The 18927-nt window shown below is 31.0% G+C and carries 18 protein-coding genes and 1 tRNA gene; 4 read left to right on the forward strand and 15 right to left on the reverse strand.

Going from position 1 to position 18927, the window contains the following annotated elements; translation table 11 throughout:
• Window positions 1–65 precede the first annotated feature (65 nt).
• Window positions 66–1067, reverse strand: a complete 1002-nt coding sequence (locus tag GXK56_RS21785) for a GGGtGRT protein (RefSeq protein ID WP_160691395.1) — start codon at window positions 1065–1067, stop codon at window positions 66–68.
• 25 nt (window positions 1068–1092) lie between these two features.
• Complete coding sequence (locus GXK56_RS21790) at window positions 1093–1785, reverse strand: hypothetical protein (protein WP_160691397.1); 693 nt, start codon at window positions 1783–1785, stop codon at window positions 1093–1095.
• Window positions 1786–2170: 385 nt separating this feature from the next.
• On the opposite strand from GXK56_RS21790, the gene GXK56_RS21795 reads away from it, so the two are divergent.
• A tRNA-Leu gene (locus tag GXK56_RS21795) sits at window positions 2171–2257 on the forward strand.
• Window positions 2258–2577: 320 nt separating this feature from the next.
• Here the strand turns inward: GXK56_RS21795 and GXK56_RS21800 are convergent.
• The 7 genes from GXK56_RS21800 to GXK56_RS21825 all read right to left on the reverse strand — a co-directional run bounded on the left by GXK56_RS21800 (window position 2578) and on the right by GXK56_RS21825 (window position 8294).
• Window positions 2578–2688: a hypothetical protein gene (locus GXK56_RS21800; protein WP_160691399.1), complete on the reverse strand. Its 111-nt coding sequence runs from the start codon at window positions 2686–2688 to the stop codon at window positions 2578–2580.
• A 43-nt stretch (window positions 2689–2731) separates the two neighbouring features.
• The gene (locus tag GXK56_RS21805; protein ID WP_160691401.1) at window positions 2732–2905 is read right to left on the reverse strand and encodes a hypothetical protein; all 174 of its coding nucleotides are present in this window, start codon (window positions 2903–2905) and stop codon (window positions 2732–2734) included.
• Window positions 2906–3029: 124 nt separating this feature from the next.
• Window positions 3030–3854: an MBL fold metallo-hydrolase gene (locus tag GXK56_RS21810; protein ID WP_160691403.1), complete on the reverse strand. Its 825-nt coding sequence runs from the start codon at window positions 3852–3854 to the stop codon at window positions 3030–3032.
• Between the two features lie 291 nt (window positions 3855–4145).
• Window positions 4146–4664 carry a DUF3267 domain-containing protein gene (locus GXK56_RS21815; RefSeq protein ID WP_160691405.1) on the reverse strand — a complete coding sequence of 173 codons (519 nt, stop codon included), beginning with the start codon at window positions 4662–4664 and terminating at the stop codon, window positions 4146–4148.
• Between the two features lie 60 nt (window positions 4665–4724).
• The gene (locus GXK56_RS28630) at window positions 4725–4859 is read right to left on the reverse strand and encodes a hypothetical protein (RefSeq protein WP_279283243.1); all 135 of its coding nucleotides are present in this window, start codon (window positions 4857–4859) and stop codon (window positions 4725–4727) included.
• 127 nt (window positions 4860–4986) lie between these two features.
• Window positions 4987–7620: a PEP/pyruvate-binding domain-containing protein gene (locus GXK56_RS21820; protein ID WP_160691407.1), complete on the reverse strand. Its 2634-nt coding sequence runs from the start codon at window positions 7618–7620 to the stop codon at window positions 4987–4989.
• A gap of 2 nt (window positions 7621–7622) precedes the next feature.
• Window positions 7623–8294 (reverse strand): TetR/AcrR family transcriptional regulator, encoded by a 672-nt coding sequence (locus GXK56_RS21825; protein WP_160691409.1) that lies wholly within the window; start codon window positions 8292–8294, stop codon window positions 7623–7625.
• Between the two features lie 128 nt (window positions 8295–8422).
• On the opposite strand from GXK56_RS21825, the gene GXK56_RS21830 reads away from it, so the two are divergent.
• Both GXK56_RS21830 and GXK56_RS21835 read left to right on the forward strand, forming a co-directional pair.
• Entirely contained in the window at window positions 8423–8632 is a 210-nt protein-coding gene (locus GXK56_RS21830; protein WP_160691411.1) for a hypothetical protein, read from the forward strand.
• A 317-nt stretch (window positions 8633–8949) separates the two neighbouring features.
• Window positions 8950–10545 carry a hypothetical protein gene (locus GXK56_RS21835; protein ID WP_160691413.1) on the forward strand — a complete coding sequence of 532 codons (1596 nt, stop codon included), beginning with the start codon at window positions 8950–8952 and terminating at the stop codon, window positions 10543–10545.
• A gap of 323 nt (window positions 10546–10868) precedes the next feature.
• On the opposite strand, the gene rarD is transcribed toward GXK56_RS21835, so the two are convergent.
• From rarD to GXK56_RS28335, 5 genes are all read right to left on the reverse strand, one after another.
• Window positions 10869–11771: an EamA family transporter RarD gene (gene rarD / locus GXK56_RS21840; protein WP_160691415.1), complete on the reverse strand. Its 903-nt coding sequence runs from the start codon at window positions 11769–11771 to the stop codon at window positions 10869–10871.
• On the reverse strand, window positions 11772–12995 hold the full coding sequence (locus GXK56_RS21845) for a U32 family peptidase (RefSeq protein WP_160691417.1): 1224 nt from the start codon (window positions 12993–12995) through the stop codon (window positions 11772–11774). It abuts the gene before it with no gap.
• 186 nt (window positions 12996–13181) lie between these two features.
• Complete coding sequence (deoC, locus tag GXK56_RS21850) at window positions 13182–13832, reverse strand: deoxyribose-phosphate aldolase (RefSeq protein ID WP_160691419.1); 651 nt, start codon at window positions 13830–13832, stop codon at window positions 13182–13184.
• A gap of 25 nt (window positions 13833–13857) precedes the next feature.
• Window positions 13858–14505 (reverse strand): hypothetical protein, encoded by a 648-nt coding sequence (locus tag GXK56_RS28330; protein WP_243156218.1) that lies wholly within the window; start codon window positions 14503–14505, stop codon window positions 13858–13860.
• A gap of 152 nt (window positions 14506–14657) precedes the next feature.
• The gene (locus tag GXK56_RS28335; protein ID WP_243156219.1) at window positions 14658–15482 is read right to left on the reverse strand and encodes a nitrite/sulfite reductase; all 825 of its coding nucleotides are present in this window, start codon (window positions 15480–15482) and stop codon (window positions 14658–14660) included.
• A gap of 507 nt (window positions 15483–15989) precedes the next feature.
• On the opposite strand from GXK56_RS28335, the gene GXK56_RS21860 reads away from it, so the two are divergent.
• Window positions 15990–17327: a PLP-dependent aminotransferase family protein gene (locus tag GXK56_RS21860; protein WP_160691421.1), complete on the forward strand. Its 1338-nt coding sequence runs from the start codon at window positions 15990–15992 to the stop codon at window positions 17325–17327.
• Window positions 17328–17527: 200 nt separating this feature from the next.
• On the opposite strand, the gene GXK56_RS21865 is transcribed toward GXK56_RS21860, so the two are convergent.
• Window positions 17528–18373, reverse strand: coding sequence for an ABC transporter substrate-binding protein (locus tag GXK56_RS21865; RefSeq protein WP_160691423.1), 846 nt, complete (start codon window positions 18371–18373; stop codon window positions 17528–17530).
• Window positions 18374–18927 lie beyond the last annotated feature (554 nt).

Raw genomic sequence — 18927 nt, forward strand, 5'->3', positions numbered from 1 at the left:
ATTATGAGTTTGGGGATTTTAAATGATAGATGGGGATGTTTTTTATTATAATACAGTAATAACAATTACTTTGCTAATGCTTCTTGAACAGCAACAGCTACAGCAACAGTCATACCAACCATTGGGTTGTTACCTGCTCCGATTAATCCCATCATTTCAACGTGAGCTGGAACTGATGAAGATCCTGCGAATTGTGCATCTGAGTGCATTCTTCCCATAGTATCAGTCATACCATAAGAAGCTGGACCAGCAGCCATGTTATCTGGGTGAAGAGTTCTTCCTGTACCACCACCTGATGCTACTGAGAAGTATTTCTTACCTTGTTCGATACATTCTTTCTTGTATGTTCCTGCAACTGGATGTTGGAATCTTGTAGGGTTAGTTGAGTTACCAGTGATTGATACGTCAACTCCTTCTTTATGCATGATTGCAACACCTTCTCTAACGTCGTCAGCACCGTAACATCTTACTTTAGCTCTGTCTCCGTTTGAGTATGCTTTTTCTTTAACTACTTTAACTTCACCAGTGTAGTAGTCAAATTGAGTTTGAACATATGTGAAACCATTGATTCTTGAAATGATGAATGCAGCATCTTTTCCAAGACCGTTTAAGATAACTCTTAATGGTTCTTTTCTTACTCTGTTAGCTTTTTCAGCTATTTTAATAGCACCTTCAGCTGCAGCGAAACTTTCGTGACCTGCTAAGAATGCGAAACATTTAGTTTCTTCTCTTAAAAGCATTGCTCCTAAGTTTCCGTGTCCTAAACCAACTTTTCTGTCGTCTGCAACAGAACCTGGGATACAGAATGCTTGTAATCCTTCTCCGATTGCTTCAGCAGCATCAGCAGCCTTTGTGCAACCTTTCTTTATTGCTATAGCAGCACCTAAAACATATGCCCATCCAGCGTTTTCAAATGCGATTGGTTGAGTTTCCTTAACTATTGTAGCTGGATCCACTCCAACTTCAGCACAAACTGCTTTTGCATCTTCTAATGTTTTCATTCCGTACTTTTCTAATACTGGAGTGATTTGGTTAATTCTTCTTTCATAACTTTCAAATAATGCCATGATAAAATTCCTCCTTTACAAATAATTATTTATGTCTTGGGTCTATTAATTCAGCAGCATCAGCTACTCTTCCGTATTGACCTCTAGCAGATTCTAATGCTTCGTTAGCACTTACACCTTTAGCGATACTTTCCATCATTTTTCCTAAGTTAACAAACTTGTATCCAATGATTTCTTTATCTTCATCAACAGCAACTTCAGTTACATAACCTTCTGCCATTTCTAAGTATCTAGGTCCTTTAGCTAAAGTTCCGTACATAGTACCAACTTGAGATCTTAAACCTTTTCCTAAATCTTCAAGACCTGCTCCGATAGGTAGTCCACCTTCTGAGAACGCAGTTTGAGTTCTTCCATAAACGATTTGTAAGAATAATTCTCTCATCGCTGTGTTTATAGCATCACAAACTAAGTCTGTGTTTAATGCTTCTAATATAGTCTTTCCTGGTAAAATTTCTGAAGCCATAGCAGCTGAATGAGTCATTCCTGAACATCCAATTGTTTCAACTAACGCTTCTTGGATAATACCATCCTTAACGTTTAATGTTAATTTACAAGCTCCTTGTTGTGGCGCACACCAACCTATACCATGAGTTAAACCTGATATATCAGTAACTTCTTTAGATTGAACCCATTTTCCTTCTGCAGGAATTGGTGCTGGTCCGTGATTAGGACCTTTAGCAAGTACACACATTTCTTCAACTTCTTTTGAATACATCATATATTTTTGCTCCTCCCTGAAATTAAATAGATAATTACACTATAAAATCTTATTTCTAAGCATTTTAATATTGTAGTAGCTGGTCATAAAATAACCCGCTGGGGCGTTTGCCCTAATACTATTCTAGCAAATGATTTGGTTTGTCACAACCTTTTCTTTAAAAATTTATCCACTTTTATTTGAAAATCTGCGTTAGAAGTGAATAAAAAACAATTTTTAGCTTTATTTAGGGAAATTTCTTAAGTAAGTTTTTAATAGTATATGTAATTTTTTCAAGGTTTCTATGGATATTATAGAATGATTTTCCTAAAAGAATTCAAATTTTTAAAAATAAGTATTGCTTTTTATTTTTACACGTGCTAAAATAATTTTTGTCAGTTTACATGCCGCTGTGATGGAATTGGCAGACGTGGTGGACTCAAAATCCTCTGGTAGTGATATCGTGCCGGTTCGAGTCCGGCCAGCGGCACCATTAATTTTGGTGAATTGCTGTATTACTTAGCTTTAGTGCTTTGTAGTACAGCTTTTTTATGTGTTTCTTACTATTTTTGTTGCTACTGTATTTATTTCATAAATTTTAAGTACAAATAATTGTTTCCGGTATACTTTTATCTGTGTAATTATTATAATCATTTCATTATTTGTATTATTCTCTTTTTTGTCCCCTATCTAAAAACTTTTTTATATAAATTATTGATTTCTATACATTTCCATAAAAATATAGTACCATTAATCTTTAACAATTAATGATACTATAATAATTTTGTACATAATTACTAACACTATTTATATTTATAAAAGTAATTCTTCTCCAACTAAAGTTAAATGAATTTTATCTTCAATATTTGCATTATCAATGTGTGCTTCAGAAAATTCATTTTTATACTTATAAATATCATTCAATGTAAATGTATCGCCAATAGACCATTTGTTTTGAATTATTATATTAATTTTTACCTATTACTCTTTCTTGTTGCCTTTGTAACACAATCTCAGATAAAGTAATATAAAAATCTTGCTCTTCTTTTGTTTGTGCTTTTTTAAATAATTCCTTTAAATCTGTATATGAATATTTTAAAAACTGATTATATAAATTATTTTGATCATTTATCTTTTCCATAGAACTTCCTCCGATATACAATATTTTTATTATATACCACCATATTATTAATAATGATATTTACTATATTTACCATTAATTAAAAGAACTTATTGATAAGAATTTTATTGATAAATCAAATAATTCATTTTTGTTTAGAAACACTAACCATCTCTCCATGATTTCCAATCCAGCATCTAATGCCTGGATACTTTACATCAAGATAATCAGTAAATAGTAATGGATTTTCACTATTTCCATCAAACATTTCATAATGTCCTGGAACGACTAACCCAGGTTTTATAGTTCCTACTAGATCTACAGCCTCTTGATATGTCATGTTTCCTATTAAGTTTGATCTGTATCTTTTTGCATCTCTTCCGTTAATTGGAACAAACATAACATCAAAATTATTCCATTGACGTAATTTGGGATAAATGCCCTCATATATACATGTATCACCAGAATGATATATAGTACAGCCATTTCCTTCAATAATATAGCCTAAATATGGATAACACCCCGAGATAGGATCTTGATCTAAAAATTCATGTGCTGCAGGTATAGCCGATATTTTTATGTCTTTGTCAATGATAGACAAACCATCATTGAGACCAATGAAACGATTTTTAGATATATTTAAATCATCAGACAGTTCATCAATTAGAAGCTTTGGCACTACAAACTTGGCTTTTGGTGAACTGATAGATATTTGATACCAGGTATCTCTATCTATATGATCAAGATGATCGTGAGTACCAATTATAAAATCTGCATTCACAATTTCTTCCGGCTTTAATAGTGGAGGAATATTTCTATTAGGTAAATCTGATAAAAAGGCATCCAAATAAACAACTCTTTTTCCAATTTTGAGAACATAACCTAGTTGACCAATCCACCAAAATGCTATATTACCACTTTCTAAGATGCAGTTATCAATATCATTTATTAGTTCAATTCCACTTTTCACAATAATCATCACCTTTCTAAACTATCTATTTGATTTTATCATAACTTCAATATTATGAGAAAAAACTCTTTATTAATCCAGTAACACCATTAATTTTGGTGAATTGCTGGATTACCTAGCTTTAGTGCTTTGTAGTACAGTTTTTTTATATTTTGGGTACTATCTTTATTAATTCTTAAATTAAAACTGTTTATAGTTTTTAAACCGTTCAAACCCAATCCTAATAACCCGTATAAAGTTTAGTAGTTATTTAACATAATCAATTTTCAAATTTCAAGAATAAACCCAATTCTAAGTTTCATTCACTACATCATATCCATAAATCCTGTCAATTATCAAGCTGTCATAGCTAAATCCACATAAAAATAATGTCATATAAATATCTCCTGAAGCTCCAATAAGATTAAGATAAAATATCATTCCCCCTAGCCATGTGGGAAATAATAACGATAATATTGAGATACATGTTACAGGTGCTAATAAAACAACTAGAAATTGAAGTCTTGTTATTTTTTTGCCTGAAATCTCCATTGTATAGGCATAAATACCATTGAATCCGTATTTAACTTTACCGCCAAATACTTTGTAAGCTGTTCCATGAATGGCCTCATGTACTATAGATATTGGTATCATTAAAACTATTGTATAAATACAAAAGTTCAATATTAAATTCTTTGTTGGGGAAAAAATAATATTTTGATTAAATAAATAAGATAAAACTCCATTAAATATTGGATTCATAATCAATACTAAGATTATTGATATAAAAAAACAATTTAAATAACTCTTCCATGTTAATCTAAAAGACATGTTTATCACCTCTATTAAGAAGTATTAGCATGTCATATTTATTTTAAACAATGAAATTAGTTATGATTTTTCTCCTACAAATATTTTACAACTAAAACTCGAATCCGCACAATTATTTTCACAAATTCTATCAATTACTTCACATACAACATTATCACTAGCAATAGTATCTATAGTAAGTATAAGCTCACTCATTTTATCATACCTGGCTATAAACAGCCTTTGTTTCAACTTCTTCCTAAATAAACAATTTACATATACAGCACGTCAAAATCTATGTGTTCTGGGCTAAGAATAACTTACATGGAATTTGGCGATAATTTCAAAGAATAGATATTTTACCTTTATTACCATCTACCGCTATCGTCCATCCTTCCTTAATAATATCCATTACTCCTGGTACATTTGCCACTGCCGGGATTCCATATTCCCTTGCTACAATAGCTCCATGTGATAAGAAACCTCCTGTTTCCATAACAACAGCCCCAGCTTTTAAAAATAGCGGTGTCCACCCTGGATCAGTAGATGGTGCTACCATAACCTCTCCTGATTGTAGTTGTATTCCCTCGTCTGGATGTCTGATTAGTCTAGCCAACCCGAAAGCTTTCCCAGCAGCAACTGGCACCCCTTCTAGATAATTGTTAGAAATCCAACTAACCTGTTTTTCAAATTTTGGTTTCTCTCCAAAAATTACATCTGGTGGAGCTAGCAACTCCATTTCCTTCTTCCAGTTTTTTCTCATATCAATCAAAGCCTGGAGTCCTATGCCGTTCCATTCCCTATTTAATATAGAAAAAAGTTCTGACCAAGTACAGAAAAATATATCATCTGGCTCTTTAATGAGGTCTCTTTCATAAAAACGACAACCTAATTTTCTGGCAATTATTCGATAAGCTTCCATGACTTCGGCCAACACTGATTTGGTCTTCTCACGAACCATAGCCCCAACTTGACACTTCTTAACTAGATTCCTTATGGTAGCCTGCTCAGAATCTGGGACTTTGTCTTTAATCTCAAGCCAGACATTTTCTCGCTTCTCTTTTTGTTCTTTTCTCAACTTACTAATATCTGCGGTATTTATAGTACTCTGAATAATACCTAGTAAATAAGTTTGATCCTCACTCCAACGAGGATTGATAATATCTAATTCATATACTGTACGATGTCCATATTCTTTAACAAATTCACAAAAGGCATTCTTAAATGGAGAATCTTCAGGTAATTCTCTCCATCCCAACGAATCAAAAGAGATTTCATTAAAGTATTTTGCAGCCTCTGAATCCTTTCTTGCAATTTCAGCCAGTTCTAACAATCTATAACCATGTTCAGCGCTGGTGATCCCCTCTGCTCCACCTATCATAAGTGCATTCAGCATCATCAACTCTCTGCCCTCGAAGTATTTGTTTAAAGTTTGCATTAGCAAAAATACCGGCATACTGCCCACAGCAGCTAAAAAGTTGAATTCCTTAGCAAACGTCCCAGCAATTCGTCCTAGCTCATCATATCCAGCAATAAAATCATGATCATTCCAATGCTCAATCCCATTTTCAGTTATTTTTCCAACTGAAGTCGATACCCACTCCCAAATGTTAGGAGCATTTTGCCTAGCCTCATTAACTAGCTCACCAAACTTCATTGCACGGTCCTCAAATCCAGGTTCAGGTTTCAAATTGCCGATATTAATCCCAGGCTGATGACCTCCCCAAAAATCATTAAACCCATCTGGCCGTCCTCCCATAGAATCATACACACTCCACTGATAAGCCGATAAATTGCAGTAAAGCCGTCCATTATAAAACTTAGAAAACTGTATTCCAACTGGTAATTGGTAACCTAATCTTGTAAAACTCATATGGTGTATGATATCTATGATGTTTTTCATTAATCGACGATTTAAAGGAGATTGTACCATCGGTACGGAATCTCGATAATTGCCATTAGACCAAATATCATTCTGTTCCTCCAAAGCAGGGAAAGTCTTTCTTTGCATAATAGTCACTGGTCTGGCCTGAACTAAAACAAAATCTCTGCCATCATAAACCCACTCCACATCTTGATGTTGCTCGCTATTTCCAAGGGCATCAAATACTCTCTGCAAAAGACGACCGAGCTTTCTGATGTTTTCATCAGACAATACCTGTGAAACAGATGACTCAATTTGTACAAGTTTAGTTCCACCTTTCTCGTTTAGCACGGTCATCCCTTGTCTACTGCCAATTTTTCGCTGAATTAACTTCGCCTCGGAGTTTAATACCTCAAACTCTAGATAATACGTATCTGGTTCTATAGTACCATTTACCACCGACTCACCTAAACCAAAATTAGCATTAATCATCATAACATCATGACGGCCTGATTGAATATCACAGGTAAACCCTACTCCTGCTGCCTGTGCCTCCACCATTTCCATAACCACTACTGCCATTGTCGCCTCATCATCGTTAATATTCATCTTTTTGCGGTATGCAACCGCCCGAGGTGACCACAACGAAGCATAACACTCTTTAACAGCAGACAGAATTTTATCCAAACCACAAACATTCAAAAATGAATCATGTATGCCAGCAAATGAAGCCTTTACAGAATCCTCCGCAACTGCCGAAGATCTTACTGCCCACGATTTTTTTAGTTTTCCACTACTATTGAGAAATCCAGATAATTCCTCAGTAATAGCTGACGGTATTGTGCCATTCATGATTTTTTCTCTTAGCTGATCCAATTTATCCTTAACATCCGTTTCACCCAAATTCTCTAAAGTAATTGATGAAGCAATATTACTAATTATTTTATCACATTGATTATATTTCATATACTGGTCGTAAGCCATAGCAGTTAGGACTACTCCCTGTGGAATCTTAAAGCCATATCTATCCAAACGTCCTAGATTCCATCCCTTCCCTCCTACTAGTGATACATCCGATTTAAATACCTCTTTCCAAGTCAAAAAATACTTCATCTCTATAATTCCCCCTCACTTATTATATGATCTAGCTCAGATTTTTTGGTACCATCTAATCTGTTATCTGCTCCATACAGAAATAGATCTACCAACTTAGCTATTTCATCGTGAAGCTCAAACCTTGATGTACTATTTACCCATTCAAATGTCATTGCACTCCGAAGAAGATTTATATGAGTCACCAATAGTTTAACTGAAATATCCTTTCTAATTTCGCCTGTTTGCTGTCCTAGACTAATAATTTTGCTCAAAATGCTTTGAGTTCCAGTCTCAGCGTTTTGAACATTTGAATCATTACACATATTTCGTAGGCGATAGTTCATACATATCCCCATAATCTCCCTGTTATCTTCAACCCAACTATACGTGTGGTTAAGCGAAGCCATCAATCGAGACTTAGTATTGGGAAGCTTACAAATAGTTTCAAGGTTTTCTCCAGCTAATTTTTCTGAAATTCCTCTTACATATTCATCAACTATGGCTTCTTTTACTGGAAAGTAGTTGTACAATGTCTTTCTTGCGATATCTGTTTTCTCTGCTATCTGCTCCATTGTTGTATTATTGAATCCCTGATCCTGAAATAATTTCATTGCAACCTTAACAATTTTCTCTCTAGTTTCCTTTTTTCTTCTCTCTATTCGACTCTCAGTGGATATATCCCTTACGCTCATCTCTTCACTCCTATAATTACACTTTGTATCTTTATATACAAAGTGTATTTTTACATATTGTGTATATTTGAATTCTATATCTTACCATTTAATTTGTCAAGAATCAAAATGACTGCCTTTTAAATAATTTGCTATGTTCATATTTATTAAATGCTTCCGTTCCAGCTGTAATAGATGATTTTTATACCTATTCTAATTTTATAGAATTATCGAAAATGTTTCACATTCAATTAGTTCCAATTCTTGGTGATGAAAATGGAATGATTGCAGACGAGCTCGAAAAGAAATTGGCTGATGTTATCAAAAAATATACCCAACCAAACATTCTACGTATGTAGCACATCAAAATCTATGTGTTCTATACTACGATTAGCTTACATGGTATTTGGTGATAAATTCAAAGAAAAGATATTAAAATCAATTTTCAATATTAATATGAAAACTTCATCCCTAGATGGAGAAATTATTACAGAACTTATTTTATCTTACAAGGCAAAAATAAACTCCTTGCTTAATAACAAAAAATAACATACTTTTTAATTATTTCTTGATTGAAAATTTTATTATTGCTATAATAAGGCACAATGGAAAAATATACTTAAATACGGTGACTTATGTATATTAAAATATTCTTTAACATTGCGGAGGTAATAAAATGACCTATATAATTATTCTTTTGGTTGCATTAAAATCTCATCCAGTACTTAGTATTTTAGGATGTGTTCTTTTTGGTATTATTAGTCAAGTAATTTTCTCAGAAAAAGTTAAATCTTATTTATTAAAATTTTCTATAGTTTTTTTTGTAATTATTTTTGCTAATATTTTTGTTGGACATTTTTTAACAAATATACTTATTGACAATTTTGGTGAAAAAGGAGAAGCTATGATTTCAGATAATTCAAAAACATCAAATCAATACAATAATGAAGCAGTTTATCGCTATAATGTTATGATTAAACCTGCTGATGATGGCAATGTTATTTCAACTTACTTTTTATCATCAGATTTTAATATTATTCATAATGATTCATTTAATGAATACCGCTATCCTTCAACTGGAGTCAAATTTAATGTAAAATATATGAAAGCTTATCCAAAAGCTTTTGTTATTATTGCCAATGATGATAGTGATTATAGCAAACAACTTCAGCTCAACAAGTATTCATCAGAAAAATCTAAAATAGAGAATCAATTGAAAATGGACCCTGAAAACTCCGATCTTAAAGAAAAGCTTGAGGAATTGGACAATAAAATTCATGCTATCATTGATAATAATAGCGGTAATACCAGCGAAGATACAAAGAGACTTCAGCTTAATAAGTATTCATTAGAAAAATCTAATATAGAAAATCAATTAAAACTAGAGCCTGAAAACTCTACTCTTAAGAAAAAGCTTGAAGAGTTAAACCTAAAAATTCTTTCTATTAATAATAGTAATTTCTTTGGAGAATTAGTAGCCATATTCGGTGGAAAAGGTACAGATTCTGGGAAATTAAATGATGCAAGATATATTACTGTAGATTCTGATAATAATGTTTGGATAGCCGATTACAGTGATGGACGAATTCAGCAGTTTAATAATTCTGGAGAATTCATTAAGATGATTCAAATACATCCAGATGAACATGACTCTAAACTAATTAATGGACTAGCTGCAGATATGAACGGAAACTTATACGTCTCTACTGGCAGCACAATTCAAAAATACAAAACAGCTGATGGTAGTTTATCAGCAACTTTTAAGGAAAATGATTATTATGGTCCCTTAGCAGTGGACAAGGATAATAATATATATTTACTAACTTCTTCTGCAATAGAAAATACTATATTCAAACTAAACTCTGATGGAACCATACTTGCTCGTTTTAATAATATAATTAAAAAAGTTAATAAAGATGATCCAGGTATGAATGCTGATTTGGCCTTAGATAGTTCTGGTAATATTTATATTTTTAGTGAATATAACAAAAAAATCTATGTATATAATTCTAATGGAGAATTCATAAAATATTTAGATTTAAAGTTCAACGATAAGGACACGCGCATTGAAACAATTTCTATAGACAATAATGATAATTTATATGTAAAATGTTTTGCTGGAAATTATAAATTTAACCTTAGTGGTGATTTACTCAATGTTTTACCCAATAAAAATTATTATACTACTGCTATAGATTCTAATGGTAATATTTATATGTCAGATAATGATGAGGTATTTGAATATAATCTAAAGACCACCACCTCAAAATAGTGCTTGGGATAATCTTAAAGCAGACTTTTTTCTATTGATATATAAGCATATTATTAATACAATAATATGAATACAACACTTCTTATTGGTTAAATGTTAAATATAACATGTATTTTAATTAGATGTTTTTTACCTATAAATACTTGTTAGACTAAGTTATACTTTTGAAACATTAAGTATTAATATTGCTATAAAAATAGAGTATTCCTTAAGTAATAAAGAATACTCTATTTTGATGCAGTTATTAAAGCTTAGAATAAAATTGTAGAAACACAATTTGTAGCTTGTTTTAGGATGAAATTAAAGAAATAGATAGTATTATTCTAGCTAACCTGTCTTATGTACTTTTTACTTCTTACTTCTCTGATTTGCGAAATAGAATACATAACTAATGCTACCCATATAAAACAAAAACCTACCACATCCACAGCGGTGAAACCTTCATGATACACAAAAATTCCAATTACCAAGCTTATGGTTGGTGAAATATATTGAGTGAATCCAAGCACTGACATAGGAAGTCTTCTTGCTCCACTTGCAAAAAGTAGTAATGGAATTGCTGTAACTATACCAGCACCTATAAGTAGTAATATTACTACTACCCCTTCCTTTTGAAATGCACCAACTCCACTAAGATGTCTTACTCCTATATATGCAAGTGCAGCTGGAGTTAGCATAATTGTTTCCAGGGTTAGTCCTACTATAGAATTAGCCTTAATTGACTTCTTTGTTGCACCGTATAAGGCAAAAGAAATAGCTAGTCCTAAGGAAATCCATGGGATCTTACCATATTGCAGAGTTTTGATTATTACACCAATAGCTGCAATAAAAAGCGCTCCTCCCTGCAAAAAACTTAGCTTTTCTTTAAAAATTACAACTCCAAGTACCACTGCTAATAATGGATTTATATAATATCCTAAACTTGCATCTACAATTTTATCTGAATTAACCGCCCAAATATATAGGCCCCAATTAAACGCAATCAAAATCGATGCAATAAAAATATTAAACATTTGTTTTTTATCCTTTACTATAAGCTTTAACTCTTCCCATTGTTTGGTCACTCCAATAATTGCAATTGTAAAAACAAAAGCCCACACTATTCTATTTGATAAAATCTCCATTGAAAACACACTATCTATTAACTTCCAGTATACAGGTAAAACACCCCACAATGTATATGCCGCTATTGCATATATTAAACCCATTTTCTTTTCATTACGCATTTAAATCCCCCTTTTTCTAGCAAGTATATTCCCGCTCTTTAGTTCTTCATTGCATTTCACAGTAAAAATCATTTGTGGAGAATTTACACTTTCTATAGTTTTACCATTTTCTTTTCTCATATCTTCAAGTTTTAAAATCTTGTTATCTCCTTTTATGGCTAAAACTTCAACAAAATCCCCATTGTAAACTTTATTTCTTTGCTGTATTCTTGCAATATTAGTATCTCTATTGTATTCTTTCACAATACCTATCATATCATAATTTTGAATATATGCCGAACTTTCATAATTTTGTCTTACTTCTTCATCAAAGTAAAAACCTGTTGTATATGGCCTGTGACTAGGTTTTTCAAGTTCTTCTATCCATTTAGAATTAAATTTATAATTTTTAGGATCAGCTATATATTTATCAATTGCCTCTCTATAAACTTTTACTACAGATGCCACATAGTATGAACTTTTCATTCTTCCTTCAATTTTGAGAGAATTTATGCCGGCTTCAATAAGCTTTGGAATATGTTCTATCATACATAAATCCTTTGAACTCATAATGTTAACCCCATTATCGCCCTCATTAATTTTTTCATAATTCCCTGGCTCTTTTTCTTCAACTAAATCATATTTAAATCTACAAGGCTGGGTGCAAGTTCCCCTATTAGCATCCCTGCCAGTTATATAATTTGATAAATAACACTTACCAGAGTAACATGCACACATTGACCCATGGACAAAAGCTTCTACCTCACAGGTTTCTGGCAATTCTTTTCTTAATATTTTTAAATCTTCGAAGCTCATTTCTCTAGCTGCTACGACTCTACTTACTCCAACCTTGTGCCAAAACAAAGCAGATTTATAATTTAGGTTATTAGCTTGAGTACTCAAATGTATTTCAAGATTTGGTACAACTTCTCTTGCTATGCTCATAATTCCAGGATCAGCAATAAGTACAGCATCTACACCTATTTCATATAATTCTTTAAGATATTCTTTTATACCTACAAAATCATCATCATGTGGAATTACATTTAATGTAACATGTACTTTTCTTCCTCTTGCATGTGCATATTCAAGTCCTTCTTTTAATTCCTCTATTGCAAAATTATCTGCAGCTGCCCTTAAATTTAGTTTATTCCCTCCAAGATATACTGCATCAGCACCAAAATCTATAGCAGTTTTCAATTTTTCTAAATTTCCCGCTGGTGCTAAAAGTTCTGGTTTATACATAATTAATTCTCCTCATACTTAAAAATCTTTGTCCTAGTAATTTTCATTTGTGCTAAAGCTATTCTCATAACTATCATCTCATTTTTAGTTTAAACGCAATAAATATTCTAATATTCCTCAGAATATTAGAATATTTATTGTAAAAAGATTATTGAAACATTTTAGTAACACCAAGATTTTTTACATCTATTTACTTGCTTCAAGAATACTGATACTTGCACTTGCACCAATTCTATTAGCACCTGCATTTATCATATCCATAGCAGATTTAAAGTCTCTTACTCCACCTGAAGCTTTGACTCCAATCTCTGTTCCTACAGCTTTTCTCATAATTGCAACATCTCCCTTAGCCGCTCCTCCAGTAGAGAAACCTGTTGAGGTCTTAACAAAATCGGCTCCTGCTTCTTTAGCAATTTCACACACCTTAATTTTTTCTTCATCAGTTAAAAGACATGCTTCTATTATTACTTTAACTACTGCTTTTTTATTAGCTGCCTCTACAACAGCTTTTATGTCTTCTTTAACCAACTCATAATTTTTTTCTTTTAAGGCTCCAACATTTATAACAGTATCTACTTCATTTGCACCATTTTCTATTGCCTGCTTTGTTTCAAAAGCTTTAACTTCTTTAGTTGTAGCACCTAAAGGAAATCCAACAACTACGCATGTCTTAACTTTAGATCCTTTAAGTTCTTTACTTACAAGTGCAGCATTACATGCATTCACACAAACTGAAGCAAATTCAAATTCCTTTGCTTCTTTACAAAATTTTTTGACATCCTCAGTTGTTGCCTCTGGCTTTAATATTGTATGGTCTATATATTTAGCTATATTCATAACTTTCTCCTTATACTAAATTCTTCTATTCAAAATCAGAATATAAATCTGGATTTTCATTGATATTTTCTAATGTAGAATATTTATTTACTATTTTTCTTATTTCTGTTTCTTTATTTTCTATAAATTGAACAAAATCTTCATATCCAGAATTAACTTTTAACTTTGCTAATTCTAAAAAGAAGCCAGGTATTTTTTTAGCAGCCACTTCCCCATAAGTTTCACCAAACCTTGCAACTCCAGGACCTGCTTTACCATTAAATAATATAGAATATGCTGGTATCATTCCATCTTCTGCACGCTTTCTCTTCCCAATAAGACCAATTATGCCTTTTTGAGGTTGGGCACATGAATTTGGACATCCTGATATAAGTAATTGTGGAAGAGCATTTTTTACTTCAAAAGATTCATTCTTGAATGTTTCAATAATTTTATTTAATAAACCTTGAGAATTATTTATTCCAAACTTACAAATCTTAGGCCCCGCACAAACTACTGAATTATCTACATTAAATAGAGAAGAAAATTCATTTGTTAAATCAACTAATTTTTCTGCATCTCTTTCTTTTAAATCTCTTACATAAAATCCTTGTGTCATAGTTAATCTTATAGATACTTCATAATCTAAATTTGCTAAAAAGTTCAATATAATATCCATCTTATCAGTATTCATATTACCACTCACTGGATGAATATATACTGTATAGCAGGCTTCTTGCTTTTGATTAATTACTCTATTTTCATACTTCTTGTCCCATTGTTTTATATTGACTTCATTTATTTTTGCTATATTTTCTTGCTCTTGGTTATAATCTATGTTAAGTGTTAGATTTTTTCTGTTCTTACTTTATCAAGTTCAGCTTTAAACATTTCTCTAAATGCTTCTTCCCCTAATCTTTGAAGAACAAATCTTAATCTAGCTTTATGTCTGTTTTCTCTATCCCCTTCTCTTTCAAAAATCTGCTTCATAGCTTGTATGTAATACAATGGATCCTTGTGATCAATAAAATCTTCAAGCTTTATCCCCACTCTTGGTCCACCACCAAGTCCTCCTGCACCATATACTTCAAAGCCTCTTTTTCCATTAACTATTTTAGCTATAAATCCTATATCTGTTATTGTTGCATTAACAGTATCTTCTAAGCTATTAGAAAATGCTATTTTGTATTTTCTAGGTAATTTTAAATTTTTGGGATCTTCCAGCATATAATTTGCTACAGCTTTCATGTATGGAGTAACATCAAAAACTTCATCTACTGCTACACCTGAAAGAGGCGAACATGCAACATTTCTTACACCATCTCCCCCCGCTGCTTTAGTTGTTAATCCTGCCTTAATTAAATCATCTAGTATTTCACCTAAGTCCTCTATCTTAACAGAATGAAATTGGATATCTTGTCTTGTTGTAAAACGAATTTGAATACCTTCGTATTTTTTCGCTATTTCATTTATTTCTTTTAATTGTTCTAATGTTGTACATCCACCTGGAATTCTCGCCCTCACCATGTATGTCTCAGTCAACCTTTCTTTATATATTCCCATTATAGAAGTAAAAGATTTAAAATCTTCTATTTTCCCATCATTAAATAACTGCAAATTATTTTTAAATTCTTCTACACTTTTTAATATTTCTTTAGTGATTGCTATCATATAAATTTACCTGCCCTTTTTCTTTATTATTTGCCTCAAAAATACTTTATAACTTATTGCTCTTAACTTGATCTTTTATCACTGCATTCATATTAGTATAGTATGTTTTTTATTTCAATAAATAAATTTTCCATCTGTGCTAGTACAGATTTTTTAAACATCAATAATTTACTGCATCTTATCTTCAATCGTTTTAGCGCTGTTTTTATGGCTTAATTAAAACTTTTGACTTATTTAATAACTTCACATACTTTATCAATAATTTCTTTCTTATATCCAAGTCTTTTTAGAAAAAGTCTTACTAAAATTTCATTTTCCTTCAAATTATAATTGTTATTTTTTTCCACAAAAATTTCCTCCTTATATTTTCATAAAATCTACACACTGACTTTCTTTTTATTTGTTAAACTAAGATTTACTATACAATCATGGTATTATAGTGTAATCTAGATATCAACAAATAAAATTCAATTCTGTGCTAGTACAGTACTTAGGGAGTGATTAATTTTGCTTAAATATGAAGAGATTGTAGAATATATAAAAAACAGTGTCAAAACCGAGAAATTGACTCATCCAAAAAAACTTCCCTCTATTAGGTCTATTCAAAATCTGTTTCAGTGTAGCGCCGGTACAGTTTTAAAAGCATACACAAAATTGGAACAAGATCATATTATTTATTCTGTTCCTAAAAGTGGGTACTATATAATTAATGATTTTCATGATAAAAGTTTATCAAAACATCAAATAATTGATTTTTCAGCTGTAAACTTAAATTGCGAATCTTTTCCATACAAGAATTTTCAACATTGCTTAAATCAAGCAATAGATCTATACAAAGATAAACTTTTTGCTTATTCTGATCCTAGAGGATTAGACTCGTTAATTAATGTGTTAAAAAATCATATTCAAAACTATCAAATCTTCACAAAAGCAGATAACATAATAATTACATCAAGTTCTCAACAAGCATTAAATATACTATCAACTATGCCCTTTCCAAATGGTAAATCTAATATTCTTGTTGAACAGCCAACATATTATGGAATGATAAAATTTTTAGAGCTTAATAACATACCTACTCTAGGCATAAATAGAGACTTTGGTGGGATAAATTTAGATGAATTAGAAAAGTTATTTAAATATGGAAATATAAAATTCTTTTATAGTATTCCAAGATTTCATAATCCAACTGGAACTTCATATAGTAAACATGAAAAACAGGAAATTATTAGACTTGCAGATAAATACGATGTATATGTTGTTGAAGATGATATTGCTGCCGATTTAGATATAAATAAAAAAAATGATCCTATGTTTTCATACGATACTCCTTCAAGAGTAATATATCTTAAAAGTTATTCAAAAGTACTTATGCCAGGCTTAAGAGTTGCTGCTCTTATAATGCCTGAATCATTAATTAAAATATTTTTAGAATATAAAAGATGGACTGATATAAGCAGTCCAATTCTATCTCAAGGAGCTCTAGAAATATACCTAAAGAATGGAATGTTTGATTCTCATATGAAGCAATTAGTTAATTTATATGCCAATCGTATGAACTCTTTAAAAGATACTTTATCAGAGTATAAACATCCGAGAATAAAACATAACATTCCTGAATCCGGATACTTTGGCTGTTTCTACGTTGATGCTCCTTTGAATTACGATAAAATAATCACTTCACTTTACCATAAAAATATAAAAATATTAGATACACGTGAATGTTTCCTCAAAGAATATAAGTGTGATAACTATTTTAGAATTACAATTAGTGAAGTAAATGAAAAACAAATCACTAAAAATATTCCTATAATACTTAATAGTATTGAAAATCATCTAGATTAACATCCCCTCATCCCTTATTTTTAGCGCATATTCTGAAGAATATATATGGTAATATGGTTTAGAATATATATTCTTCAGAATATATATATAAGAATTTCAGAATAAATTCAACAAAAACTTGGGTTGGTGCTAGGATAGTAATAATTCTAATAAAGTAGCATAAGAAAAGTTTGAAAAGATTTCTACTTAAAATTATTCCCCTAATTACTAACCAAATTATTTTTATCCAATCCATTTTCTTCAAGAATAGCATATAATGTACCATCTGCTTTCATATCATCAATTATTTTATTTAATGCATTTAACAATGTGCTATCATCTTTTTTAACAGCTATTCCCATAACTCCATGTAACTCGGGAGCATAGTCTTTTAACTGTCTTATTAAAGGATTTTCTTCTTTTTTTAAATAATAATTAATAATAATAGAATCAGCTAGACCTGCATCAATTTTTCTATTACTTATAGCCTCAAATAACTCAGTTGTACTTTCTAAAATTAATATATCTTTTATCAAATTATTTTCCTTCCACTTTTTTGCCAAAGCTTCAAATATAGTTCCTTTCTCTACTCCAACTACTGAATTTTTTAAATCACTCATAAAATTGATATTTGAAAATTTTGATACAATAACAGTTTCTGATTCCTTATACAAAGGCTTAGTAAATGCCGCTAGTTTTTCACTTTCAGGAGTTATAAATATTCCACCAACTGCTATATCTATATTCTCATCAGTATTGAATCTTTCAAGTAAATCTGCAAAGGTTTCTTCTACAATTTCAACTTTATTAATTCCAAGTCTCTTTGTAATTTCAGTTATAATATCTGCATCAATTCCACTTATCTCATTTGTTTCAGAATTAATAAAAAAGAATGGAGTCTCCTTTGATGGTGCAGCAACAGTTATCAATCCTTTTTCTTTTATCATTTCAAATCTATCTTTATTTATTGAACTATTTTCCATTTTACTTTCTATAGCCTTTGAGCCGGATCCTATTATTATTCCAATAATATTTATAATAACAACTAGAGTAAATATTTTTTTCATAAGTAAAAATCTCCTTCAAAATAATAAGCATATTTTATAATTTATTATTTCAAATATAAATTTAATTTATTCTGCCGCAAAAAAATTCAAGATTTAACAAGCTTTAGATAGTTATTATAATTTGGTTCTTTTTTATGAACTCAACTCTAAAAATCAGACAATAAAAAACCACCAATTAGTTATATTATTTAACTAGTTGGTGGTTAAGCAAATTCTAACCCTGATATAAATTGAATTGGATCTATTGTGATGATTCTCACCCTTTTCTATATCAGTATTTGTGATTCTTAGGATATTTTTAATATTTACTGAATCTTAATTTTTTTATTTTGTATTTTTCTTCGTATTTATTAAATTTACAACTTGCTAGCATTTCAATTCGTGTTTAGTAATTTTACCTTGAGCATCAATGCGTCCTGTTGGTTAACAATCAAATCTTCCGATGATTTGTACTTAGTAATTTCAACTTACGCTTAATCCACTTGCATTTCTACTTAACACCACAATTGAAAAATTGTATTTAACATTTACTAAGAGAGAATATAATTTTGGCT

Origin of the sequence: Clostridium sp. C2-6-12 (genome assembly GCF_009928485.1) — a bacterium.
Lineage (GTDB): Bacteria > Bacillota > Clostridia > Clostridiales > Clostridiaceae > Clostridium.